The sequence below is a fragment of the Streptomyces sp. NPDC002513 genome (genome assembly GCF_053595355.1).
On record NZ_JBSFXK010000009.1, the window covers coordinates 135,382 to 158,453 of the forward strand.

21 protein-coding genes and 2 pseudogenes are annotated in these 23,072 nt (G+C 72.5%); 21 read left to right on the plus strand and 2 right to left on the minus strand.

Features of this window, described 5'->3' with window-relative positions; all coding sequences use genetic code 11:
- Nucleotides 1-44 precede the first annotated feature (44 nt).
- The 8 genes from ACWD5Q_RS09410 (at nucleotide 45) to ACWD5Q_RS09445 (ending at nucleotide 8,638) form a co-directional block, all read left to right on the plus strand.
- A complete protein-coding gene (locus ACWD5Q_RS09410) occupies nucleotides 45-1,151 on the plus strand; it encodes a quinone-dependent dihydroorotate dehydrogenase (protein WP_451426418.1) in 1,107 nt (368 codons plus the stop codon).
- Nucleotides 1,148-1,993 carry an orotidine-5'-phosphate decarboxylase gene (pyrF, locus tag ACWD5Q_RS09415; protein WP_451426419.1) on the plus strand — a complete coding sequence of 282 codons (846 nt, stop codon included), beginning with the start codon at nucleotides 1,148-1,150 and terminating at the stop codon, nucleotides 1,991-1,993. The genes ACWD5Q_RS09410 and pyrF overlap by 4 nt, the downstream gene beginning before the upstream one ends.
- A 275-nt stretch (nucleotides 1,994-2,268) precedes the next feature.
- Nucleotides 2,269-2,592 (plus strand): integration host factor, encoded by a 324-nt coding sequence (locus ACWD5Q_RS09420; protein WP_006607450.1) that lies wholly within the window; start codon nucleotides 2,269-2,271, stop codon nucleotides 2,590-2,592.
- 37 nt (nucleotides 2,593-2,629) lie between these two features.
- Entirely contained in the window at nucleotides 2,630-3,187 is a 558-nt protein-coding gene (gene gmk / locus ACWD5Q_RS09425; protein ID WP_451426420.1) for a guanylate kinase, read from the plus strand.
- A gap of 66 nt (nucleotides 3,188-3,253) precedes the next feature.
- Nucleotides 3,254-3,526: a DNA-directed RNA polymerase subunit omega gene (gene rpoZ / locus ACWD5Q_RS09430; RefSeq protein ID WP_005319902.1), complete on the plus strand. Its 273-nt coding sequence runs from the start codon at nucleotides 3,254-3,256 to the stop codon at nucleotides 3,524-3,526.
- A 151-nt stretch (nucleotides 3,527-3,677) separates the two neighbouring features.
- Nucleotides 3,678-4,880: a bifunctional phosphopantothenoylcysteine decarboxylase/phosphopantothenate--cysteine ligase CoaBC gene (gene coaBC, locus ACWD5Q_RS09435; protein WP_451426421.1), complete on the plus strand. Its 1,203-nt coding sequence runs from the start codon at nucleotides 3,678-3,680 to the stop codon at nucleotides 4,878-4,880.
- A 251-nt stretch (nucleotides 4,881-5,131) separates the two neighbouring features.
- On the plus strand, nucleotides 5,132-6,340 hold the full coding sequence (gene metK / locus ACWD5Q_RS09440) for a methionine adenosyltransferase (RefSeq protein ID WP_451426422.1): 1,209 nt from the start codon (nucleotides 5,132-5,134) through the stop codon (nucleotides 6,338-6,340).
- 135 nt (nucleotides 6,341-6,475) lie between these two features.
- Complete coding sequence (locus tag ACWD5Q_RS09445) at nucleotides 6,476-8,638, plus strand: primosomal protein N' (protein ID WP_451426423.1); 2,163 nt, start codon at nucleotides 6,476-6,478, stop codon at nucleotides 8,636-8,638.
- A gap of 168 nt (nucleotides 8,639-8,806) precedes the next feature.
- On the opposite strand, the gene ACWD5Q_RS09450 is transcribed toward ACWD5Q_RS09445, so the two are convergent.
- Complete coding sequence (locus tag ACWD5Q_RS09450) at nucleotides 8,807-9,340, minus strand: hypothetical protein (RefSeq protein ID WP_451426424.1); 534 nt, start codon at nucleotides 9,338-9,340, stop codon at nucleotides 8,807-8,809.
- Between the two features lie 297 nt (nucleotides 9,341-9,637).
- Between ACWD5Q_RS09450 and fmt the strand changes: the two genes are divergently transcribed.
- The 8 genes and pseudogenes from fmt (at nucleotide 9,638) to ACWD5Q_RS09490 (ending at nucleotide 16,913) form a co-directional block, all read left to right on the plus strand.
- Entirely contained in the window at nucleotides 9,638-10,570 is a 933-nt protein-coding gene (gene fmt / locus ACWD5Q_RS09455) for a methionyl-tRNA formyltransferase (RefSeq protein ID WP_451426425.1), read from the plus strand.
- Between the two features lie 74 nt (nucleotides 10,571-10,644).
- Nucleotides 10,645-12,063 (plus strand): RsmB/NOP family class I SAM-dependent RNA methyltransferase, encoded by a 1,419-nt coding sequence (locus ACWD5Q_RS09460; protein WP_451426426.1) that lies wholly within the window; start codon nucleotides 10,645-10,647, stop codon nucleotides 12,061-12,063.
- Nucleotides 12,064-12,319: 256 nt separating this feature from the next.
- Entirely contained in the window at nucleotides 12,320-13,006 is a 687-nt protein-coding gene (rpe, locus tag ACWD5Q_RS09465; RefSeq protein WP_451426427.1) for a ribulose-phosphate 3-epimerase, read from the plus strand.
- 78 nt (nucleotides 13,007-13,084) lie between these two features.
- The gene (locus ACWD5Q_RS09470) at nucleotides 13,085-14,128 is read left to right on the plus strand and encodes a sugar-binding transcriptional regulator (RefSeq protein ID WP_451426451.1); all 1,044 of its coding nucleotides are present in this window, start codon (nucleotides 13,085-13,087) and stop codon (nucleotides 14,126-14,128) included.
- 254 nt (nucleotides 14,129-14,382) lie between these two features.
- Nucleotides 14,383-14,703: a barstar family protein gene (locus ACWD5Q_RS09475; RefSeq protein ID WP_451426428.1), complete on the plus strand. Its 321-nt coding sequence runs from the start codon at nucleotides 14,383-14,385 to the stop codon at nucleotides 14,701-14,703.
- A 137-nt stretch (nucleotides 14,704-14,840) separates the two neighbouring features.
- Entirely contained in the window at nucleotides 14,841-16,283 is a 1,443-nt protein-coding gene (locus tag ACWD5Q_RS09480; RefSeq protein ID WP_451426452.1) for a GuaB1 family IMP dehydrogenase-related protein, read from the plus strand.
- A gap of 26 nt (nucleotides 16,284-16,309) precedes the next feature.
- A pseudogene (locus tag ACWD5Q_RS09485) lies at nucleotides 16,310-16,450 on the plus strand (amino acid permease C-terminal domain-containing protein); the annotation flags it as partial.
- A 10-nt stretch (nucleotides 16,451-16,460) separates the two neighbouring features.
- Nucleotides 16,461-16,913, plus strand: coding sequence for an Lrp/AsnC family transcriptional regulator (locus ACWD5Q_RS09490; RefSeq protein ID WP_451426429.1), 453 nt, complete (start codon nucleotides 16,461-16,463; stop codon nucleotides 16,911-16,913).
- A gap of 161 nt (nucleotides 16,914-17,074) precedes the next feature.
- Here ACWD5Q_RS09490 and ACWD5Q_RS09495 read toward each other — a convergent pair whose 3' ends face one another.
- On the minus strand, nucleotides 17,075-17,815 hold the full coding sequence (locus tag ACWD5Q_RS09495) for a GntR family transcriptional regulator (RefSeq protein WP_451426430.1): 741 nt from the start codon (nucleotides 17,813-17,815) through the stop codon (nucleotides 17,075-17,077).
- A 224-nt stretch (nucleotides 17,816-18,039) separates the two neighbouring features.
- On the opposite strand from ACWD5Q_RS09495, the gene ACWD5Q_RS09500 reads away from it, so the two are divergent.
- The 5 genes and pseudogenes from ACWD5Q_RS09500 to ACWD5Q_RS09520 form a co-directional block, all read left to right on the plus strand.
- Nucleotides 18,040-19,197, plus strand: a complete 1,158-nt coding sequence (locus ACWD5Q_RS09500; protein ID WP_451426431.1) for an ABC transporter substrate-binding protein — start codon at nucleotides 18,040-18,042, stop codon at nucleotides 19,195-19,197.
- Nucleotides 19,194-20,093 (plus strand): ABC transporter permease, encoded by a 900-nt coding sequence (locus ACWD5Q_RS09505; protein ID WP_451426432.1) that lies wholly within the window; start codon nucleotides 19,194-19,196, stop codon nucleotides 20,091-20,093. The genes ACWD5Q_RS09500 and ACWD5Q_RS09505 overlap by 4 nt, the downstream gene beginning before the upstream one ends.
- Nucleotides 20,081-20,893, plus strand: coding sequence for an ABC transporter permease (locus ACWD5Q_RS09510; RefSeq protein WP_451426433.1), 813 nt, complete (start codon nucleotides 20,081-20,083; stop codon nucleotides 20,891-20,893). The genes ACWD5Q_RS09505 and ACWD5Q_RS09510 overlap by 13 nt, the downstream gene beginning before the upstream one ends.
- On the plus strand, nucleotides 20,890-21,987 hold the full coding sequence (locus tag ACWD5Q_RS09515) for an ABC transporter ATP-binding protein (protein ID WP_451426434.1): 1,098 nt from the start codon (nucleotides 20,890-20,892) through the stop codon (nucleotides 21,985-21,987). Before ACWD5Q_RS09510 ends, ACWD5Q_RS09515 begins: the two co-directional genes overlap by 4 nt.
- A gap of 52 nt (nucleotides 21,988-22,039) precedes the next feature.
- Nucleotides 22,040-22,788 (plus strand): annotated as a pseudogene (locus ACWD5Q_RS09520) (HAD family hydrolase); the annotation flags it as partial.
- Between the last annotated feature and the right edge of the window lie 284 nt (nucleotides 22,789-23,072).

Genomic DNA, 23,072 nt, shown 5'->3' on the forward strand with positions numbered 1-23,072 from the left:
CCCGGACGACACGGCACGAGGACACAGGAACAAGACACAGGCACATGTACAAGCTTTTCTTCCGTCTCGTTTTCACCCGGATGGACCCGGAGCAGGCCCACCACCTGGCCTTCCGCTGGATCCGCCGCGCCGCCCGCGTCCCCGTGCTGCGCACCTTCGCCGCCGCCGTCCTCGCGCCCCGCCACAAGGAGCTGCGCACGGAGGCGTTCGGGCTGCGCATGCACGGTCCGGTCGGGCTCGCCGCCGGCTTCGACAAGAACGCCGTCGGCGTCGACGGCATGGCGATGATGGGCTTCGACCACGTCGAGATCGGCACGGTGACCGGGGAACCGCAGCCGGGCAACCCCAGGAAGCGGCTGTTCCGGCTCGTCGCGGACCGGGCGCTGATCAACCGCATGGGCTTCAACAACGAGGGCTCCCTGGCCGTCGCCGCCCGCCTGGCCTCGCGTACGCCCGTCTTCCGGACCGTCGTGGGCGTCAACATCGGCAAGACCAAGGCCGTACCGGAGGCGGAGGCCGTCGCGGACTACGTGAAGTCCGCCGAGCGGCTCGCACCGTACGCCGACTACCTGGTCGTCAACGTCTCCTCGCCGAACACCCCGGGTCTGCGCGATCTGCAGGCGACCGAGGCGCTGCGCCCGCTGCTGAGCGCCGTCCGCGAGGCCGCCGACCGCACGGTCACCACCCGGCGCGTCCCGCTGCTGGTCAAGATCGCCCCGGACCTCGCCGACGAGGACGTCGACGCCGTCGCCGACCTCGCCGTGGAGCTGGGTCTGGACGGGATCATCGCGACCAACACCACCATCGCGCGCGAGGGGCTCGGGCTGGCCTGCGACCCCTCCCTGGTGAAGGAGACCGGCGGACTGTCCGGCGCGCCGCTGAAAACACGCTCTCTGGAGGTGCTGCGCCGCCTCTACGCGCGCGTGGGCGACCACGTCACCCTGGTGGGCGTCGGCGGCATCGAGAGCGCCGAGGACGCCTGGCAGCGCATTCTGGCCGGTGCCACGCTGGTGCAGGGCTACAGCGCCTTCGTCTACGAGGGGCCCTTCTGGGGCCGAGCGCTCCACAAGGGGCTCGCGGCACGCCTGCGCACGAGCCCGTACGCCACCCTCGCCGACGCGGTCGGCGCCGATGTGAGGAAGCCCGCATGACAGGTCTGGAACCCTTCGGCGCGCGTCTGCGCCACGCCATGGACGAGCGGGGCCCGCTGTGTGTCGGCATCGACCCGCACGCCTCGCTGCTGACGCAGTGGGGCCTGAACGACGACGTGGCGGGCCTGGAGCGGTTCAGCCGCACGGCCGTGGAGGCGATGGCCGACCGCGTCGCCGTCCTCAAGCCGCAGAGCGCCTTCTTCGAGCGTTTCGGGGCGCGCGGGGTCGCCGTCCTGGAGAAGACCGTCGAGGAGGCGCGGGCGGCCGGGGCGCTGGTCGTCATGGACGCCAAGCGCGGCGACATCGGCTCGACCATGGCCGCGTACGCCGAGTCCTTCCTCCGCAAGGACGCTCCGCTGTTCTCCGACGCGCTGACCGTCTCGCCCTACCTGGGCTACGGCTCGCTCAAGCCGGCCGTGGACCTCGCGCGCGAGAGCGGCACCGGGCTCTTCGTGCTCGCGCTGACCTCGAACCCCGAGGGTGGCGAGGTGCAGCACGCCGTGCGCCCCGACGGCCGGAACGTGGGCGCGACGATGCTCGCCCACCTCGCGGCCGAGAACGCGGGAGCGGAGCCCCTCGGCTCCTTCGGGGCCGTCGTGGGCGCCACGCTGGGCGATCTGTCGTCGTACGACCTCGACATGGGCGGCCCCCTCCTCGCGCCGGGGATCGGCGCCCAGGGAGCCACTCCGGCAGACCTTCCCCGGGTCTTCGGCACGGCCGTGCGCAACGTCGTGCCGAATGTGAGCCGGGGAGTGCTGCGGCACGGTCCCGACGTGGTCGCGCTCCGTGACGCCGCGGAACGCTTCGCGGAGGAGATCCGGGTCGCGGTGGCGGCCGGCTAGACACTCCGGGGCCCCCGCGGGGGTCCTCCCGGGCGTGTCCGCGGAGGCTCCCGAATCTGAATACATCCTCAAATCCGGGGCAATATGTCCAAAAAGTCCGGCTCGACAGAGGCTGACCAGGACTTTTCCGCTGTTCTCGCTGACTCCGGCGGACTTGCCCGCTAGTCTCCGACGAGAGAACGGGCAAGCGTGTTGCTCGTGGCTCCCCAGGTGTGGGGCGACTAGGTTCCTCACCGGTCCGTATCCGACAGTTCGACATCCGAGGTGACGTAGGCGTGGCTCTTCCGCCCCTTACCCCTGAACAGCGCGCAGCCGCGCTCGAAAAGGCCGCCGCGGCTCGCCGGGAGCGGGCCGAGGTCAAGAATCGACTCAAGCACTCCGGCGCCTCTCTGCACGAGGTCATCAAGCAGGGCCAGGAAAACGACGTCATCGGCAAGATGAAGGTCTCCGCCCTCCTGGAGTCCCTGCCGGGCGTGGGCAAGGTCCGCGCCAAGCAGATCATGGAGCGACTCGGGATCTCCGAGAGTCGCCGTGTGCGTGGCCTCGGCTCCAACCAGATCGCTTCCCTGGAGCGTGAGTTCGGCAGCACCGCCAGCTGAGTCCGGGGCACTCCGGGTTTGCTGGAATAATCGCTGCATGAGTGAACGTCCGCGGCTGACCGTGCTCTCCGGCCCCTCGGGGGTCGGCAAGAGCACGGTCGTCGCCCATATGCGCAAGGAACACCCCGAGGTCTGGCTCTCGGTGTCGGCGACGACCCGCAAGCCTCGCCCGGGCGAGCGGCACGGGGTCCACTACTTCTTCGTCACCGACGACGAGATGGACAAGCTGATCGCCAACGGCGAACTGCTGGAGTGGGCCGAGTTCGCAGGCCACCGCTACGGCACGCCGCGGGCCGCCGTGCTGGAGCACCTGGAGGCCGGCGTGCCGGTGCTGCTGGAGATCGACCTCCAGGGCGCCCGGCAGGTCTGTGGGTCCATGCCCGAGGCGCAGCTCGTGTTCCTGGCTCCGCCCTCCTGGGAGGAGCTGGTGCGCAGACTCACCGGACGCGGTACCGAGCCGCCCGAGGTGATCGAGCGCCGCCTGGACGCGGCCAAGATCGAACTGGCGGCCGAGCCCGAGTTCGACGAGACCCTGGTCAACACCGCGGTCGAGGACGTGGCGTCCGAGCTGCTAACCTTGATGAACGTTGTGTGATCAGGATTGTGTGATCAAGATTGTGTGATCAGGTCTGATCTTTCCCCATCTTTCGGAAGGTAGAGCGTGTCCTCTTCCATCACCGCGCCCGAGGGCATCATCAACCCGCCGATCGACGAGCTCCTCGAGGCCACCGACTCGAAGTACAGCCTCGTGATCTACGCGGCCAAGCGTGCCCGCCAGATCAACGCGTACTACTCACAGCTCGGTGAGGGCCTCCTCGAGTACGTCGGTCCCCTCGTCGACACCCACGTCCACGAGAAGCCGCTCTCGATCGCCCTGCGCGAGATCAACGCGGGTCTGCTGACCTCCGAGGCCATCGAGGGTCCGGCGCAGTAGATCCAGACGACGCGGTATGTCCTATCGTCATACCGCGACAGGTTTTTCCACAGGCCCGGCAGCATTTCTGCCGGGCCTGTGGTCTGCTCGGGGGGACGCGGGGGACGTCGCCCGCGGTGATGATGTACGTATCCGAGTCCGGGGAGAGACGGTGGACAAGCCGAAGGTCGTTCTGGGGGTCAGCGGCGGCATCGCCGCCTACAAGGCGTGCGAGCTGCTGCGCAGACTGACCGAGTCCGGGCATGATGTGCGCGTCGTGCCGACCGCCTCCGCTCTGCACTTCGTCGGCGCACCCACCTGGTCGGCGCTCTCCGGCCATCCGGTCTCCACCGAGGTCTGGGACGACGTCCACGAGGTGCCGCACGTCCGTATCGGCCAGCACGCCGACCTGGTCGTCGTGGCCCCCGCGACGGCCGACATGCTCGCCAAGGCGGCCCACGGCCTCGCCGACGACCTGCTCACCAACACCCTCCTCACCGCGCGCTGCCCGGTCGTCTTCGCCCCCGCGATGCACACGGAGATGTGGGAGCACCCCGCCACCCGGGAGAACGTGGCGACGCTGCGCCGCCGCGGCGCGATCGTCATCGAACCGGCGGTCGGCCGGCTCACCGGTGTCGACACGGGCAAGGGGCGGCTGCCCGACCCGGCCGAGATATTCGAGGTCTGCCGCCGGGTGCTGGCCCGGGGAGTGACCGAGCCGGACCTCAGGGACCGGCATGTCGTCGTCACCGCCGGCGGCACCCGCGAGCCCCTCGACCCGGTCCGGTTCCTCGGCAACCGCTCCTCCGGCAAGCAGGGGTACGCCCTGGCGCGCACGGCCGCCGCCCGCGGCGCCCGCGTCACCCTGGTCGCCGCGAACACGGACCTGCCCGATCCGGCCGGAGTGGACGTCGTGCGGGTGGGCACGGCCGTGCAACTGCGCGAGGCGGTACTGAAGGCGGCCGCGGACGCGGACACCGTGGTCATGGCGGCCGCGGTGGCGGACTTCCGGCCGGCGGTCTACGCCTCCGGGAAAATCAAGAAGAAGGACGGCCAGGATCCGGAGCCCATCGTTCTGGTCAGGAATCCGGACATCCTCGCCGAGATCTCAGCCGACCGGGCCCGCCCCGGCCAAGTGGTCGTCGGTTTCGCCGCGGAGACGGACAACGTGCTGGTGAACGGCCGCGCGAAACTGGAGCGCAAGGGCTGCGACCTGCTCGTGGTCAACGAGGTGGGGGAGCGCAAGACCTTCGGCGCCGAGGAGAACGAGGCAGTGGTGCTGGGGGCCGACGGCAGTGAGACCCCCGTGCCGTACGGCCCCAAGGAGGCACTCGCCGAGACGGTGTGGGACCTCGTGGCGGGCCGTCTGTCCTGAAGCTGTCCTGAATGCATCCTTCATCGGGAGACCCGCTCGGACCTCGGCACATTCGCGCGTGGCGACCCTGGAAAAGAGCGCGCGGCATTGGGCAGAATGCCCGTGCCGCAGGTCACAGGGCTCCCGAGAGGCGAGACAGGTGAGCCGGTGGTCGAGCGCGACCGATAAACTGTTCTCGGACGACGCCGGGCGCAGCTCCCGTCACGTCCGCCCATGATCAGCCAGCAGCCGCTGCAACCCCAGGGAGCGTTGTGTCCCGTCGCCTGTTCACCTCGGAGTCCGTGACCGAGGGTCACCCCGACAAGATCGCTGACCAGATCAGCGACACCATTCTCGACGCGCTTCTGCGTGAGGACCCGACGTCCCGGGTCGCCGTGGAGACGCTGATCACGACCGGTCTGGTGCACGTGGCCGGCGAGGTCACGACCAAGGCGTACGCGGACATCGCGACGCTGGTGCGCAACAAGATCCTCGAGATCGGCTACGACTCGTCGAAGAAGGGCTTCGACGGCGCGTCCTGCGGTGTCTCGGTGTCGATCGGCGCGCAGTCCCCGGACATCGCGCAGGGCGTGGACACGGCGTACGAGACCCGTGTCGAGGGCGACGACGACGAGCTGGACCGCCAGGGCGCGGGTGACCAGGGCCTGATGTTCGGCTACGCGACGGACGAGACCCCGACGCTGATGCCGCTGCCCATCTTCCTGGCGCACCGCCTGTCCAAGCGGCTGTCCGACGTCCGCAAGAACGGCACCATCCCCTACCTGCGCCCGGACGGGAAGACCCAGGTCACCATCGAGTACGACGGTGACAAGGCGGTCCGCCTGGACACGGTGGTCATCTCCTCGCAGCACGCGAGCGACATCGACCTCGATTCGCTGCTCGCCCCCGACATCCGCGAGTTCGTGGTCGAACCGGAGCTCAAGGCCCTGCTGGACGAGGGCATCAAGCTGGAGACGGACGGCTACCGCCTGCTGGTCAACCCCACGGGCCGGTTCGAGATCGGCGGTCCGATGGGTGACGCGGGCCTGACCGGCCGGAAGATCATCATCGACACCTACGGCGGCATGGCGCGGCACGGCGGTGGCGCGTTCTCCGGCAAGGACCCGTCCAAGGTGGACCGCTCGGCCGCGTACGCGATGCGCTGGGTCGCCAAGAACGTCGTGGCGGCGGGCCTGGCCTCCCGCTGCGAGGTGCAGGTCGCGTACGCGATCGGCAAGGCCGAGCCGGTCGGTCTGTTCGTGGAGACCTTCGGCACGGCCAAGATCGACCCCGAGAAGATCGAGCGCGCGATCACCGAGGTCTTCGACCTCCGCCCGGCCGCGATCATCCGCGACCTGGACCTGCTGCGCCCGATCTACGCCGAGACCGCCGCCTACGGCCACTTCGGCCGGGAGCTTCCCGACTTCACCTGGGAGCGCACCGACCGCGTGGAGGCACTGCGGGCGGCGACGGGGCTGTAGGCCCTCACCCGCTCGTGCACGAGGCCCGGCCCCCTTCGAGGGACCGGGCCTCGGCCCGTCACCGGCGGGCCCCGGCGCCCGGGGCGGTCCGAGACGCGCACGGCGATGTCAGTGGGGTTTGGTAAGAATGCAAGCGTGAGCAGCGGGAACGGGCAGCAGCACGGGGCGGGCGGGGGCGATGCCGGGCCGCCCGAGCAGCTTGCGCTGATCCGTGAGGCCGTGCGCCAGGCCAAAGCGCCCCGGGCCAAGCCGCGCACCTGGCGAGGGGCCGCGCTCGCCGGGGAACTGCCGGTCGCGCGCGTCCTGGTCGACAAGGGCGTGCTGCATCTGGACCGGTACTTCGACTATGCCGTGCCGGAGGAGCTGGACGCCGTGGCCCGGCCCGGGGTCCGGGTCCGGGTGCGGTTCGGGGCCGGCGCGCGGACGGTGCGCGAGGGACGGCGCGAAGGCGGCGGCCTCATCGACGGGTACCTCGTCGAGCGGGTGGCCGAGTCCGACTACACCGGGCCCCTCGCGGCGCTGGCCCAGGTCGTGTCACCCGAGCCCGTCCTCTCGCCCGAGCTGCTGGATCTCGCCCGCGCCGTCGCGGACCGGTACGCGGGCAGTGTGGCCGACGTGCTCCAGCTCGCCGTGCCGCCGCGGCACGCCCGGGCCGAGGCCATCGAGACGGGGCCGCCGCCCGCGCCGCCCGCCGCGCCGGATCCCGGATCCTGGCAGCGGTATGCGCGGGGGCCGGAGTTTCTGCGGTCCCTGGCCTCCGGCGGCGCACCGCGAGCTGTGTGGACGGCTCTGCCCGGACCGCGGTGGGCGCAGGAGATCGCGCGGGCCGTGCAGGCCACGCTCGCCTCGGGCCGGGGCGCGTTGGTCGTCGTTCCCGCGGGACGGCCCGCCGCGCGGGTCGATGCCGCGCTGCGGGCACTGATGGGGGACGGGCAGCACGCGGTCCTGACCGCCGACGCCGGGCAGGAGCGGCGGTACCGGGAGTGGCTCGCGATACGGCGCGGGGCCGTGCGGGCCGTCGTCGGGACGCGGGCCGCCATGTTCGCGCCGGTCCACGACCTCGGCCTCGTCGTCGTCTGGGACGACGGGGACCCCAGCCACAGCGACGACCACGCCCCCTTCCCGCACGTGCGCGAGGTCCTGGAGCTGCGGGCGTCGCGCGACAGGTGTGCTTTTCTGCTGGGAGGCTGGAGCTGCACCGTCGAGGCCGCGCAACTCGTCGAGAGCGGCTGGGCGGCGGCGCTCGCCGCCGACCGTGAGCAGGTGCGGTCCGCCGCGCCGCTCGTGCGGACCGTGGGGGACGGGGATCTCGCGCGGGACGAGGCGGCCAGGGCGGCCCGGCTGCCGACGCTCGCCTGGGAGGCCGTACGGGAGGGGCTGCGGCACGGCCCCGTGCTGGTGCAGGTGCCCCGGCGGGGATACGTCCCCCGGCTCGCCTGCGCCCGGTGCCGCGCGCCCGCCCGCTGCCGGCACTGCGCCGGGCCGCTGGCGGCCCAGGACGCCGGGGAGCTGCGGTGCGGCTGGTGCGGCCGGGAGGAGAGCGCTTGGCACTGCCCGGAGTGCGGCGGCTTCCGGCTGCGTGCCCAGGTGGTGGGCGCCCGGCGCACCGCCGAGGAGCTGGGGCGCGCGTTTCCGGCCGTTCCGGTGCGGACGTCGGGGCGTGAGCAGGTGCTGGACACGGTTCCGGACGTCCCCGCGCTGGTCGTCAGCACCCCGGGGGCCGAGCCGGTCGCCGAGGGCGGCTACGCGGCCGCGCTGCTGCTGGACGGATGGGCCATGCTCGGGCGGCCGGACCTGCGGGCGGGCGAGGAGGCGCTGCGGCGGTGGATCGGCGCGGGCGCGCTCGTCCGGCCGCAGTCGGCGGGCGGGACCGTGGTGGTCGTCGCCGAGCCGACGCTGCGGCCCGTGCAGGCGCTCGTACGGTGGGACCCCGTCGGACACGCGGTGCGGGAGCTGGCCGAGCGGGCCGAGCTGGGGTTTCCGCCGGTGTCGCGCATGGCGGCGGTGTCGGGACCGGCCGAGGCGGTCACGGGCTTCCTCGCCGCGGCCGGACTCCCGCCGGACGCCGAGGTGCTCGGACCGGTGCCCGTGCCGGTCACCGAGTCCGGGCGGCCGCGGCGGACCGGGGGGCCGCCGCCGGGGGAGCGGTGGGAGCGGGCGCTCATCCGGGTACCGCCCGGGAGCGGAGCGGTCCTGGCCTCCGCGCTGAAGACCGCGCTGGCGGCCCGGATGGCTCGTGGAGGAAACGGCGGGAGCGAGACGGTACGGATTCGGATCGACCCGCCGGACATCGGCTGACCGGCGGCGGGCTGGAGGCGCGGTGAGGGCGGGGGTTCGGGGGTGTGGCGGGCGGGAGCCGTCTTCGGACGGGCGTGATGCCGCCTCCGTCCTTCCGGTCGCCCCGTGATGCGCGGCGTGACCACACGGCTGCCTCCCGGTGCGGCCGGGAGGCAGGCGGAGGGCCGCTCAGCCGTTGCGCGGGCCTGGGAAGGCCGTCGACCGCACCTCGTCGCGGAGTGTGGGACTGCCCGCCGTCGGCTGCGTCGGCATCGAGCGGGCCGCGGGCACCGTGGGGAGGCCGGCGCCCACGTTCAGGGTGCGGGTGCCGGTCGGTTCCGCCGAGTGTTCGGCCTCGGTCGCTGCCTGGGCGGCGGCCCGGCGGGCGCCGTAACGGCGGTGCACCGCCTGCTTGGTGACGCCGAGTGCGGACCCCACGGCGTCCCATGAGAAGCCGAGTGAGCGGTCGAAGTCCACGGCCGCCGTGACCAGGGTCTCGACGCTGTCCCGCAGCTCCTGGGCGAGGCGGACGGTCGGGGCGGGGGCGCGTCCGTAGACGACGAAGCCCGTGGACGGGCCGGAGCGGCGCGGGCGGTAGACATTGCCCAACTGGGCGGTGAGGGTGCGCAACGCGTCCACCTGTCGTCGGACCCGCTCGATGTCCCGCACCAGCAAGTGCAGGCTGGCCCGGGCCTGGGCGTCGTGGGTTGCGTGGTCGGCCATGAACAAGCCTCTCGAACCGGCGTTGAAAGGAATCGGGCCGCGACCGCGGCCCGATGTGGTCAACTCTTTCTTGACCAACGCGCATGCGGGGCTCTGGTCACGGTGCAGGGGCGTAAGGAGATGGATGTACGCCCCCGGGTGGTGTGCGCTGTGAGAGGCATTCGCCCTGGATCGGGGTGCCCTTCGCGTCTGCGGCGCCACGGCCCCCCATAGACTGGTGCGCTATCCGTGCGCCTTCGCCCGCCGCAGTCGCCCGGGCCCCGTCCCGACTCCCGCCCGAGAGGCCGTCACCCACCCATGAGGCTTGTCTTCGCAGGTACCCCCGAGGTCGCCGTTCCCGCGCTGGACGCCCTGCTCGCGTCCGGGCGGCATGAGGTGGCGGCCGTCGTCACGCGGCCCGACGCACCGGCGGGCCGTGGGCGCAGGCTCGTCGCCAGCCCCGTCGCCGAACGGGCGGAGGAGGCGGGCATCGAGGTCCTCAAGCCGAACAGGCCTCGCGACGAGGAATTCCTCGCGCGCCTGCGGGAGATCGCGCCCGACTGCTGTCCCGTCGTCGCCTACGGGGCGCTGCTGCCCCGGGTGGCCCTCGACATCCCCACCCACGGCTGGGTCAATCTGCACTTCTCGCTGCTGCCCGCCTGGCGCGGCGCCGCCCCCGTGCAGCACTCCCTCATGGCGGGCGACGAGATCACCGGTGCTTCCACCTTCCTCATCGAGGAAGGACTGGACTCAGGGCCCGTCTACGGCACCGTCACCGAGGAGATCCGCTCCACCGACACGAGCGGCGATCTGCTCACCCGTCTCGCCTTCGCCGGTTCCGGACTGCTCGCCGCCACCATGGACGGCATCGAGGACGGAACCCTCAAGGCCGTGCCGCAGCCCGCCGACGGCGTCACGCTCGCGCCCAAGATCACCGTCGAGGACGCGCAGGTGAACTGGGCCACGCCCGCGCTCCGCGTCGACCGCGTGGTACGGGCCTGCACGCCCGCGCCCGGCGCGTGGACCACCTTCCGCGGCGAGCGGCTCAAGCTGATCCAGGTCGCGCCCGTGCCCGAGCGCACGGACCTCGCCCCGGGACAGCTCTTGGCCGGCAAGAACAACGTCTACGTCGGCACCGGTTCCCACGCCGTCGAGCTGGTATGGGTGCAGGCCCAGGGCAAGAAGCCGATGCAGGCCGCGAACTGGGCGCGCGGAGTGCGTATCGGCGACTCGGAGACCCTCGGCGGCTGACCTCCCCGTCTGCATGGTCACCCGCGGACGTACGCTGGAAGGCGCCTGTCGTCCCATACCCGGAGCACCTTTTCGTGAGTGAGCAGTCCCGTCGGCCCCGCAAGCCCGGCAAGCCCTACCGCCGTCCCCAGAAGGACCCCGTCCGCATCCTCGCCTTCGACGCGCTGCGGGCCGTCGACGAGCGGGACGCCTACGCGAACCTCGTGCTGCCGCCGCTGCTGCGCAAGGCGCGCGAGGCGGGCGACCTGGACGGACGGGACGCGGCGCTCGCCACCGAGCTGGTGTACGGGACACTGCGCCGGCAGGGGACGTACGACGCCATCCTCGCGGCCTGTGTCGACCGGCCGTTGCGCGAGGTCGACCCGCCCGTGCTCGATGTGCTGAGCCTCGGCGTGCACCAGTTGCTGGGGACACGGATCCCCAGCCACGCCGCCGTGTCCGCCACCGTCGAACTCGCCCGTGTCGTACTCGGCGACGGCCGGGCCAAGTTCGTCAACGCCGTGCTGCGCAAGGTCGCCCAGAACGACCTCGACGGCTGGCTGGAGCAGGTCGCGCCGCCCTACGACGAGGACCCCGAGGACCACCTCGCCGTCGTGCACTCGCACCCGCGCTGGGTCGTCTCCGCCCTGTGGGACTCCCTCGGCGGCGGGCGTGCCGGGATCGAGGACCTGCTGGAGGCCGACAACGAGCGGCCCGAGGTCACGCTCGTGGCCCGGCCCGGCCGCTCCACCACCGAGGAACTGCTGCACGAGGAGTCCGCGGTGCCCGGCCGCTGGTCGCCGTTCGCCGTCCGGCTCGCCGAGGGCGGCGATCCCGGGGCGGTGGAGGCCGTGCGGGAGGGCCGTGCGGGCGTGCAGGACGAGGGCAGCCAGCTCGTCGCGCTCGCCCTCGCGAACGCACCCCTGGACGGGCCCGACGAGCGATGGCTGGACGGATGCGCCGGACCCGGCGGCAAGGCCGCGCTGCTCGCCGCCCTCGCCGCCGAGCGCGGCGCCGCGCTGCTCGCCTCCGAGAAGCAGCCGCACCGGGCCGGTCTGGTGGCCAGGGCGCTCGCCGGGAACCCGGGGCCGTACCAGGTCCTCACCGCCGACGGGACCCGGCCGCCGTGGCGCCCCGGGGCCTTCGACCGGGTCCTGATGGACGTGCCGTGCACGGGGCTCGGCGCGCTGCGCCGTCGGCCCGAGGCCCGCTGGCGGCGCCGGCCCGAGGACCTCGAGGGGTTCGCGCCCCTCCAGCGGGCCCTGTTGCGGACGGCTCTGGAGTCGGTACGGGCCGGGGGCGTCGTGGGCTACGTCACCTGCTCGCCCCATCTCGCCGAGACCAGGGCCGTGGTCGACGACGTCCTCAAGCAGTACCCGAACGCCGAACTCATCGACGCCCGGCCGCTGTTGCCCGGCGTACCCGCCCTCGGCGACGGCCCCGACGTACAGCTGTGGCCGCATCTGCACGGCACCGACGCGATGTATCTGGCACTGATCCGCCGCACCGCCTGACCAGCGGGGACCGGACGGCGTGCCCGTGCCGCGGCGCGGTATTGGGGCCCGGCGGGTCCGTCAGGGCGCGGCGTTCCCGGTGTCCGGCGGGTGCCTCAGGGTGCGGCGCGGCGTTCCCGGTGTCCGGCGGGGCGGCCGTGCCGGCGCGGGACGGGGGCGCCGCCGTTCGCGGCGCGTCGCCCGTCATGGGACCGGCGCAGCCCCTCGGTGACGGACCGGGGAGAGCGGCCGGAGCCGGACATGGCAGGCTTGGGGCATGGCCGTGCAGATCAACCCCAGCATCTTGTCCTCCGACTTCGCCCGCCTCGCCGAGGAGGCGAAGGCCGTGCGCGGAGCCGACTGGCTTCATGTCGACGTCATGGACAACCACTTCGTCCCGAACCTCACGCTCGGCGTGCCGATCGTGGAGGCCCTGGCGCGGGCGACGGACACTCCGCTGGACTGCCATCTGATGATCGAGGACGCCGATCGGTGGGCGCCGCAGTACGTAGAAGCGGGTGCCGGATCGGTCACGTTCCACGCCGAGGCGGCCGGCGCACCCGTGCGGCTCGCCCGGGAGATCCGGGCCAAGGGTGCCCGGGCCTCCATGGCCCTCAAGCCCGCGACGCCCATCGAACCCTACGAGGACCTGCTGCCCGAGCTGGACATGGTGCTGATCATGACGGTGGAGCCGGGCTTCGGCGGGCAGGCGTTCCTCGACATCATGCTGCCGAAGATCCGCCGTACCCGTGAGCTGATCAGCAAGCACGGCCTCGAACTCTGGCTGCAGGTCGACGGCGGTGTCTCCGCCTCCACCGTCGAGCGCTGCGCGGAGGCGGGGGCGGACGTCTTCGTGGCCGGCTCGGCGGTGTACGGAGCGGCCGACCCGGCCGCGGCGGTACGTGCATTGCGCACGCAAGCGGAGGCGGCGACGGCCCGGGCGTCCTGGGCGTGCGACGACTGAGCCAACGGAACCTGAACGCCGACCTTCCGGGCTGATCGAGTCCGCCGGATCTGCAAGGATGAACGGCGAATGCAGAGTGTGAACAGCAGTGAGGAGATGGCCGTGTCGGGTATGTCGGCGGGCCGGTCAGCCATGCGGATGGGACCCGCTGAGCTGGTGCAGGCGGCGGCCATGGCCCGTCGCTTCTATCTCGAGGGCAAGTCCAAGATCCAGATCGCGGAGGAGTTCGGCGTCAGCCGCTTCAAGGTGGCCCGGGTCCTGGAGACCGCCCTCGAACGGGATCTCGTACGGATCGAGATCCGGGTGCCGGCCGAGCTGGACGCGGAGCGTTCCGACGCGCTGCGAGCCCGCTACGGCCTCAGGCACGCCGTCGTGGTCGAGTCCCCGGCCGAGGCCGAGGAGTCGCCCGACCCGGAGAACCTCGGGGAGGTGGCCGCCGACCTGCTCGGCGAACTGGTGACCGAGGGCGATGTGCTGGGGCTCGCCTGGGGCCGGTCGACCATCCACATGGCGGCCGCCCTGAACCGGCTGCCACCGTGCACGGTGGTGCAGCTGACCGGCGTGTACGACGCCGGGACCGCCGAGCGCGGTTCGGTGGAGGCCGTCCGCCGCGCCGCCCAGGTCTCCGGCGGAGACGCGCACCCCATCTACGCGCCGATGCTGCTGCCGGACGCGGCCACCGCGGCGGCGCTGCGCAACCAGACGGGGATCGCCCGCGCCTTCGAGTACTTCGACAAGGTCACGGTCGCCTGTGTCTCCATCGGCTCCTGGGAGCCGGGCATCTCGACGGTGCACGACATGCTGAGCGACGAGGAGCGGGCGCACTACGCGTCCCTCGGTGTCGCCGCCGAGATGTCCGCGCTCCTGTTCGACTCCGAGGGACGCCGGGTCGGACGGGACCTGGGGGAGCGGTGCATCACCGTCAAGGCGGACCAGTTGCGCCGTATCCCCGAGGTCGTCGCGATCGCGGGCGGGCAGCGCAAGGCGGCCGCCATCGACGCGGTGCTGCGCTCCGGGCTCGTCACCAGCCTGGTGACGGACACATCGGCGGCGGACTACCTGATGACGGCGGGTCCGACGCCGACCCCGGCCCTGCACCGGGCGGACCCCGACGGACCCTGACGGGTCCGTCGGCCGGGCGCGGTCCCACAGGGGCTGACGCCCGGGCGGGGTCCCGCGGGGCCGACGGCCGGACGCGGGTGACGGCCGTGGCGATGCCGCGCCCCGCCGACGCGGTACGTCCGTCCCCCGCGCGCTGATGCGTTCGGCACGACACTGACGCACCACCCGGCTGCTTGTCACCGGCGGTGCGGCGCGGTGTACTACATCGACGATCACATCGACCATCACCACAACGCGTTCAGGGCGGTGCTGAGATGACCGACGACCTGGCCGGTGGGCTCGTGGTCACGCTGGACCTCGACGGCGTCGCCGACAAGGCCGCCTTCATGGAGCGGGTCGCGCTCGCCCTGGAACTCCCGGAGTGGTTCGGCCGCAACTGGGACGCCCTCGCCGACTCACTGACCGACCTCACCGTCTGGCCCGCCGGTGCCGCGGAGCGGGGTCTGCTGCTCGTCGTGCGGGGCTGGCGGGCGTACGCGAGCGAGCGGCCCGAGGAGTGGCGGATCGCCGAGGGGCTGTTCTCCGAGGCCGTGGACGGCACCCCGGAGCTCACCGTGGCGCTCGCGCTCGGATGATCCCACGAAGGCCCTGTGACCTGCCTGGATGATCTGTCCGGGACCGTACATTCCCGGGCATGGGACAATGAAGTACGTGCTCTTCCCCCTGGCTGACCTGTCGGGGGCCGCCATTGATCGACTGGGATGTGCAGCACGTGCGTTTCCTCAACGGCATCCAGCCTTCCTACGACCTGACGTACGACGATGTGTTCATGGTGCCGAGCCGTTCCGCGGTCGGCTCCCGGCAGGGCGTGGACCTCACCTCCCCGGACGGGACGGGCACGACGATCCCGCTGGTCGTCGCCAACATGACCGCGATCGCCGGCCGCCGTATGGCGGAGACCGTGGCCCGGCGCGGGGGACTGGTCGTCATTCCGCAGGACATCCCGATCGACGTGGTCACCGACGTCGTCTCCTGGGTCAAGAGCCGCCATCTGGTGCTGGACACCCCGATCGTGCTCGCCCCGCACCAGACCGTCGCCGACGCCCTGGCGCTGCTGCCCAAGCGCGCGCACAACGCGGGCGTGGTCGTCGACGCGGAGCACCGGCCGATCGGTGTGGTCACCGACACGGACCTCTCCGGCGTGGACCGCTTCACCCAGCTCGAAGTGGTCATGTCCAGGGACCTGCTGCTGCTCGACGCGGCCATCGACCCGCGTGAGGCGTTCAACGTCCTCGACGGCGCCAACCGCCGCTACGCGCCCGCCGTGGACCAGGAGGGCAGGCTCGCCGGCATCCTCACCCGCAGGGGCGCCCTGCGCGCCACGCTCTACACGCCGGCCACCGACGCGACCGGCAGGCTGCGCATCGCCGCCGCCGTCGGCATCAACGGCGATGTCGCCGGGAAGGCCAAGCAGCTGCTCGACGCGGGTGTGGACACCCTCGTGATAGACACCGCGCACGGCCACCAGGAGTCGATGATCAACGCCATCAGGACGGTGCGGGCACTGGACCCGCAGGTGCCGCTGGTGGCGGGCAACGTCGTCGCCGCCGAGGGCGTGCGCGACCTGATCGAGGCCGGCGCGGACATCGTCAAGGTCGGTGTGGGTCCCGGCGCCATGTGCACCACGCGGATGATGACCGGCGTCGGCCGGCCCCAGTTCTCGGCGGTGCTGGAGTGCTCGGCCGAGGCGCGGAAGTACGGCAAGCACGTGTGGGCCGACGGCGGTGTCCGCCACCCGCGCGACGTCGCCATGGCACTGGCGGCCGGTGCGTCCAACGTGATGATCGGTTCGTGGTTCGCGGGCACCTACGAGTCCCCGGGCGACCTGCAGCAGGACGCGGGCGGCCGGCTCTACAAGGAGTCGTTCGGCATGGCGTCGGGGCGCGCGGTCCGCAACCGCACGTCGGAGGAGTCGTCGTACGACCGGGCCCGCAAGGCGCTGTTCGAGGAGGGCATCTCGACCTCCCGTATGTTCCTCGACCCGGGCCGCCCGGGCGTCGAGGACCTGATCGACTCGATCATCGCGGGCGTCCGCTCCTCCTGCACCTACGCGGGCGCCGGCTCCCTGGAGGAGTTCGCCGAGCGGGCCGTCGTGGGCATCCAGAGCGCGGCGGGCTACGCGGAGGGCAAGCCGCTGCACGCGAGCTGGAACTGACGTCAGTCGCCGTGCCGCCCGCGCCGGGCAGCCCCTCGGCCGTCACCTGGGTGGTCTGCGGAGTCTGGACGGCCGTCGGGCTCGTGTTCTACTTCGTGTATGGCCACCGGCGCTCCCGGCTGGCCGCCGCGGAGCCCGCGGCGCCCGCAGTCACCGCACAGAAGTGAACCACCCGCCGTGCTGAACGATCTCGACGAACGCATCGTCCACGCCCTCGCCGAGGACGCCCGCCGCTCCTTCGCGGACATCGGGCAACAGGTCGGCCTGTCCGCGCCCGCCGTGAAGCGGCGGGTGGACCGGCTGCGCGCCACCGGTGCGATCACCGGGTTCACGGTCCGTGTGGACCCGGCGGCGCTCGGCTGGGAGACCGAGGGGTTCGTCGAGATCTACTGCCGGCGCAACACCTCGCCGGAGACCATCCGGCGGGGCCTGGAGCGCTACCAGGAGGTCGTGGCCGCCTCCACCGTCACCGGTGAGGCGGACGCGATCGCGCAGGTCTTCGCCTCGGACATGCGCCACTTCGAGCGCGTGCTGGAGCGCATCGCAGGGGAGCCGTTCGTGGAACGCACGAAGTCGGTGCTGGTCCTGTCGCCGCTGCTGCGCCGGTTCTCCGCGGGGTCGCCGACCTGAGGCGGCCCGGCTGTCGGCCGGTGGCGCGACCACGACCGCGCGGAACCCAGCCGCGAGGTCGGTGTCAGTGGCGCGGAGTACGGCACGGACACCACTGATGGCCGACCCGGAGGGCAACTGCGTGGCCGCCGCCTCCGGCTGAGCGTCCACCGCCCGGCCGGTCACCCCGCGGTCTTGCGGGCCAGCGCGTTGTTCCCGATCGAGTTGTGCACGCTGAAGCTCACGGCGTCCGAGCGGTAGCGGTCGTCCGACCACTCCACCGGGCGCCCCTCACGGGTGGTCGTGACCCGGCGGACCCGCAGCAGCGGGCCGGCCCGGCGGACGCCGAGCAGTTCGGCGTCCTGGGCGCCCGCCGCGACGGCGTCGATGATGTGCTCGCCGTAGGCGAACACCAGGCCCGAGTCCTCGTAGAGCCGCTGGGTGACGGAGGGGCAGTCCGGCTCGATGGACTCGACCGCGGGGGAGATCCAGTCGGCGTACACCGTGCGCTCCAGCAGCACGGGCTCGCCGTCCAGCCCGCGCACCCGCAGGACGTGCAACACCGGTGTGCGCTCGGGCAGATGGAGCCGTACCGCGTCCTCCTTGGTCGCCGGCCGGTACTCCTGCGTCACCACGTGTCCGGTCGCCTCCCGGCCCATGGCGCGGGCCCACTGCGCGAAGCTGCGCAGCTCCGCGAAGCTCTGGCTGCGGCGGCTGGCCAGGACCACCCGGCGGGCGCCCTGGCGGGACCCGATGAGCCCCTCGGCGGTCAGGGCCGCGACCGCCTGGCGGACCGTGCCGCGCGAGACTCCGTGGTGGGCCGCGAGGTCCGTCTCCGTGGGCAGCAGACTGCCCACCGTGTACTCCTCGCGGTCGATCGCCCGCCGCAATGCGTCGGCGATCTCCTCGTGTCGCGCCGCCATGCTTCCCCTTGGAGTCGGCTGGTGTTCACAGAGTGGCCAGCGTAATCGAGGCCTGGGCGCGATCTTCCCTCGTCGGGATTGTGCAGGCAAGAGGCGTTCAGGGTTTCGCCGGTGTTTACGAAGAGGACATCGGGGACGGGCGTACTAGGGGTGACTTGTTCAGACAAGTTGAGCAAGTTCTCCCGCCCCCAGTTTCACCGCTCGCGCGCACTCCTGGAGAGACAGTGACCGTGTTCCTGCCGAGAACCGCCGTCCTCACCGGTGGCCTCGCCGTCGCCGCCGCACTCGCCCTCAGCGCCTGTGGCGCCGCCCCCGACAACGCGTCGACCGCCGCGGACGGCAAGAGCGCGGCCACCGCGACCTCAGCCGCGGACCTCGGCGGCCTCGACGCCCTCGTGAAGGCGGCCAAGAAAGAGGGTACGCTCCACGCGATCGCCCTGCCCCGCGACTGGGCCAACTACGGCGCCCTGATCGACGGCTTCCAGCAGAAGTACGGCATCAAGGTGCAGGTCGAGAACCCGGACGGCGCCAGCCAGGACGAGATCAACGCCGTCACCTCCCGCAAGGGCCAGGACCGGGCCCCCGACGTCCTCGACCTCGGCAGCTCCTTCGCGCTGAGCGCCGCCCAGCAGGGCCTGCTCGCGCCGTACAAGGTGACCGGATACGCCGACATCCCCGAGGGCCAGAAGGACCCGCAGGCCCGCTGGTACAACGACTACGGCGGCTACATCTCCATCGCCTGCGACGCCAAGCGCGTCAAGGAGTGCCCCACCACCTTCAAGGACCTCCTCAAGCCGCAGTACAAGGGCCAGGTCGCCCTCAACGGCAACCCCACCAAGTCCGGTTCGGCCTTCGGCGGCGTCTACGCGGCCGCGCTCGCCGGCGGCGGCTCCTTCGACGACATCCAGCCCGGCCTCGACTTCTTCGCCAAGCTGAAGAAGAACGGCAACTACACGCCCGTCGAGTCGACCCCGGCCACCATCGAGAAGGGCGAGACCCCGATCAGCATCGACTGGGACTACCTGAACGCCGGCTACGCCGACGAGTTCAAGTCCAAGGGCATCGACTGGAAGGTCGCCATTCCCACCGACGGCCAGTACGCCCAGTACTACTCGCAGGCCATCACCAAGGACGCCCCCCACCCGGCGGCCGCCCGCCTGTGGCAGGAGTACCTCTACAGCGCCGAGGGCCAGAACCTCTGGCTCAAGGGATACGCCCGCCCCGCGCTGATGCCCGCCCTGGAGAAGGCCGGCACGCTCGACGCGACCGCCGCGGCCAAGCTGCCGAAGGTCTCCGGCACGCCGTCCTTCCCGACGGAGGTCCAGCAGAGCAAGGCCAAGACGGTCATCGCGCAGGGCTGGGGCAAGGCCGTCTCCGGATGACCGCCGTCCTCACCGAGGCCGAGGTGGCGCCCGCCGCTGCTCCGCAGCAGCGGCGGCGCCGCGTCTCCGGCTCGCTCGCCGTCCTCCCGCTGCTCGTCTTCACGGCCGTCGCCTTCGGGGTGCCCGCCCTGGCCATGCTGAACGGCGCCTTCAGCGTCAAGGACCCGACGACGGGCGCCACGTCCTACGGCACCGCCAACCTGACCCTGTCCCTGCACGGCGCCTACCTCACCGCCCTGCTCGGCAGCGTGAAGCTGTCCGCCGTCTGCGCCGCCCTCGGCACCGTCCTCGGGTTGCTGCTCGCCCAGGCCGTGGTGACCTCCCGCTTCCGCGCCCTGCGCGAGGCCGTGCTCACCGCGTCCGGCGTCCTCGCCAACTTCGGCGGTGTCCCGCTGGCCTTCGCCTTCGTCGCCACCCTCGGCAACTCCGGTGTGGTGACCCGCCGTCTGGGGCTCGCCGACAAGGGCTGGAGCCTCTACAGCTTCTGGGGTCTGGTCATCGTCTACCTGTACTTCCTGATCCCGTTGATGGTCCTCACCATCACCCCGGCGCTGGAGGGCCTGCGCACGCAGTGGCGGGAGGCCGCGCAGAACAACGGTGCCACCACCGTCCAGTACTGGCGCCATGTGGCCCTGCCGGTGCTGGGGCCCTCGCTGCTCGGCGGACTCGTGCTGCTCTTCGGCAGCGCCTTCTCCGCGTACGCCACGGCCGCGGCCATGGTGGGCAGCGCGGTGCCGCTGGTCACCCTGCAGATCGCCGACGCCCTCTCCGGCAACGTCCTGGTCGGCCAGGAGAACGTGGCGCTCGCCCTCAGCCTCGACATGGTCGTGGTCGCGGGCCTGGTCATGGCCGTGTACCTGCCCCTGCAACGACGGAGTGCCCGATGGCTCGCCTGAACCTGTGGCGCTGGGGCGTCCTCACCCTGGCCGGTCTGTACTTCCTGGTCCCGCTCGCCGCTTCCGTGGTCTTCACGGTGGACGTGCCCGGCCAGGGCATCACCGGCGACGCCTACCGCCAGATCCTCTCCACCCCCGGCTTCGGCTCCGGCCTGCTGCTGTCGCTGGAGCTGGCCGCCGCCACCATCGTCGTGGTGCTGCTGCTGATGGTGCCCGCCACCGTCGCACTGCGGCTCGACGCGCCCCGGCTGCGGCCGGTCGTCGAGGTGGTCTGCTCGCTGCCACTGGTCGTCCCGCCGATCGCGTTCGTCGCGGGCATCGCCACGGTCCTGAAGTGGGGACCCGACCACCTCTCCCGCACACCGCTGTTCCAGACGTTCGTGGCGATCCAGAACCAGGACTTCCCCGTCGTGCTCGTCCTCGCCTACGTCGTGATGGCGCTGCCGTTCGTGTACCGGTCCCTGGACGCGGGCCTGCGGGCCATCGATGTGCGCACCCTCATGGAGGCCGCGCGCAGCTGCGGGGCGAGCCGGACCCAGGCGCTGGTCCAGGCGGTGCTGCCCAATCTGCGCGGGGCGCTGCTGAACGCCTCCTTCCTCACGCTGGCGCTCGTCCTCGGCGAGTTCACCGTCGCCCAGCTCCTGGGCTTCACCCCCTTCGCCGTGTGGATCTACAGCGTCGGCGGCTCCCAGGCCCAGCTGTCCGTCGCCGTTTCCGTGCTCAGCCTGTTCGTCACCTGGGCCCTGCTCCTCTCGCTCGCCGTCTTCGGCGGGCGCTCCCGAACCGCCGCCAAGGGATGACCCACATGACCCTCGACCAGGCCGCCCCGCGCGTTGCGGCCGTATCCCGCGACCACGCCGCGACCGTCGAATTCCGCGCCCTGCGGCGGGAGTTCGGCCCCACCGTGGCCCTCGACGGACTCGACCTGAGCGTGAGGCCCGGCGAGCTCCTCGCCCTGCTGGGCCCGTCCGGCTGCGGCAAGACCACCGCGCTGCGCATGCTCGCCGGTTTCGAGCACCCCGACTCCGGGGCGGTACTCGTCGACGGCGAGGACGTCACCCGCGTCCCGGCGCACCGCCGCGACGCCGGGATGGTCTTCCAGTCGTACAGCCTCTTCCCGCACCTGAGCGCGCTCGACAACGTGGCGTTCGGGCTGCGCATGCGCAAGGTGCGCACCGCGCAGCGGCGCGCCCGCGCCGCCGAACTGCTCGACCTGGTCGGCCTCGGCGACAAGGCCGAGCGCTTCCCGCACCAGCTCTCCGGCGGACAGCAGCAGCGCGTCGCCCTGGCCCGGGCGCTCGCCCTGCGCCCGCGCGTCCTGCTGCTCGACGAGCCGCTCTCCGCGCTCGACGCCAAGGTGCGGCTCACCCTCCGCGAGGAGATCCGCCGCCTCCAGCAGGAACTCGGCATCACCACCCTGTTCGTCACCCACGACCAGGAGGAGGCCCTGTCCATGGCGGACCGGGTCGCGGTGATGCGCGCCGGACGGCTCGAACAGTGCGCCGCCCCGGCCGAGTTGTACGGCCGCCCGGCCACCGCCTTCGTCGCCGAGTTCGTCGGCACGATGAGCCGGATCCCGGGACGGCTGTCCTCGGGCACCGTCGAGGTGCTCGGGCAGCGGCTGCCCGTCGACGGGGACGTGCCCGCCGCGACCGAGGTGGACGTGCTGGTGCGGCCCGAGTCGGTCCGGGTGACCGCGGACGACAAGGGAGAGGCACGCGTGACCGCCACCGCGTTCCTCGGCGCCACGGTCCGGCTGACCGTGCGCCTCGCCGACGCCACCGAGGTGAAGGCCGACCTGCCCGCGTACGACGCGGCCGCGCTGAGCGCCGGTGCCGCCGTGACGGTGACGCTGGGGGAGCGTCCCGTGCTGGTCGCCGAGCGCGCCCGCTGACGCCCGCCTTCCCCGTATCAACGCCTTCCCCCCACACAGGAAAGAGAGAACCGTGACCCGATGCCCGCTCCAGGCCGTCCTGTTCGACATGGACGGCACGCTCGTCGACACCGAGCGACTGTGGTGGGAGGCGGTGGAGCGGGTCGCGGCCGGACTCGGCCGCGCGCTGGACGCCGACGACCAGCCGGAGGTGCTCGGCCGTCCCGTCGAGCACACGGCCGACTGGCTGGCCTCGCTCACCGGCGTCCCGGCCGCCGGTATCGCCGCCGAGCTGCACCGTGAGTTCGCCGACCGGGTCCGGGACGGCGTCGTGCCCCGCCCCGGCGCGCTCGGCCTGCTGGACGCCCTCGCCCGCGACGGCATCCCCACCGCGCTGGTGACCGCCTCCCCGAGGGCCGTCACCGACACCGTCCTCGACGTGCTGGGCGCCGAACGCTTCGCGGTCTGCGTCACCGCCGACGACACCGAGCGCACCAAGCCCGCCCCCGACCCGTACCTGGCAGCGTGCCGTGCGCTCGGCGTGGACCCGGCCGGCTGTGTGGCCGTGGAGGACACCCCGACCGGGGTCGCCTCCGCCGAGGCGGCGGGTTGCGTGGTGCTCGCCGTACCGTCGCTCGCACCGATCGACGCGGCGCCCGGGCGGACCGTGCTGGCCAGCCTGGAGGAGGCCACACCGGAGCGACTGCGGTCCCTGCTGTCGGACGAACTGCGAGTGATGAGCTGAACCTGCGACGCGGCGGCAGCATGGCCGACGACCACCGGGCCAAGCGGCTCACGGCCGTCCCGGAGACGGGGGCCGACGCGGGCGTCGCCCCAGGGTGCGAGGCCGACGCCCGGACGACCCACCGGGACCGCACCGCGTACGGGCCGTACACATCTGCCGCCGGGCCGCCGCGCCGAGGGCGCCCCGGCGGCCGCCCCGGAGCTGCCGCGCGAGATCGGTCAGCTGCCGCGCGAGCTGTGAGCCCGGGAGTCCCGGGGCCGGCACGGGCGTGAACGCCGCGCGGTAGCGCCCGTCCCCCCGCACCTCGCCGGCCGCAGGGCGGTTCCGGTGGCACGCAACGAATCGCCGGGCGACCCGCCGT

What these genes read in the sequence shown, in the direction of transcription:
- ACWD5Q_RS09495 (WP_451426430.1), bottom strand. Translation starts at nt 17,815, where the DNA reads ATGGCGGCGCGACACGAGGAGATCGCCGACGCATTGCGGCGGGCGATC.
- fmt (WP_451426425.1), top strand. Translation starts at nt 9,638, where the DNA reads ATGAGGCTTGTCTTCGCAGGTACCCCCGAGGTCGCCGTTCCCGCGCTG.
- ACWD5Q_RS09450 (WP_451426424.1), bottom strand. Translation starts at nt 9,340, where the DNA reads ATGGCCGACCACGCAACCCACGACGCCCAGGCCCGGGCCAGCCTGCAC.
- ACWD5Q_RS09475 (WP_451426428.1), top strand. Translation starts at nt 14,383, where the DNA reads ATGACCGACGACCTGGCCGGTGGGCTCGTGGTCACGCTGGACCTCGAC.
- ACWD5Q_RS09515 (WP_451426434.1), top strand. Translation starts at nt 20,890, where the DNA reads ATGACCCACATGACCCTCGACCAGGCCGCCCCGCGCGTTGCGGCCGTA.
- ACWD5Q_RS09410 (WP_451426418.1), top strand. Translation starts at nt 45, where the DNA reads ATGTACAAGCTTTTCTTCCGTCTCGTTTTCACCCGGATGGACCCGGAG.
- rpe (WP_451426427.1), top strand. Translation starts at nt 12,320, where the DNA reads ATGGCCGTGCAGATCAACCCCAGCATCTTGTCCTCCGACTTCGCCCGC.
- gmk (WP_451426420.1), top strand. Translation starts at nt 2,630, where the DNA reads ATGAGTGAACGTCCGCGGCTGACCGTGCTCTCCGGCCCCTCGGGGGTC.
- ACWD5Q_RS09505 (WP_451426432.1), top strand. Translation starts at nt 19,194, where the DNA reads ATGACCGCCGTCCTCACCGAGGCCGAGGTGGCGCCCGCCGCTGCTCCG.
- pyrF (WP_451426419.1), top strand. Translation starts at nt 1,148, where the DNA reads ATGACAGGTCTGGAACCCTTCGGCGCGCGTCTGCGCCACGCCATGGAC.
- ACWD5Q_RS09510 (WP_451426433.1), top strand. Translation starts at nt 20,081, where the DNA reads ATGGCTCGCCTGAACCTGTGGCGCTGGGGCGTCCTCACCCTGGCCGGT.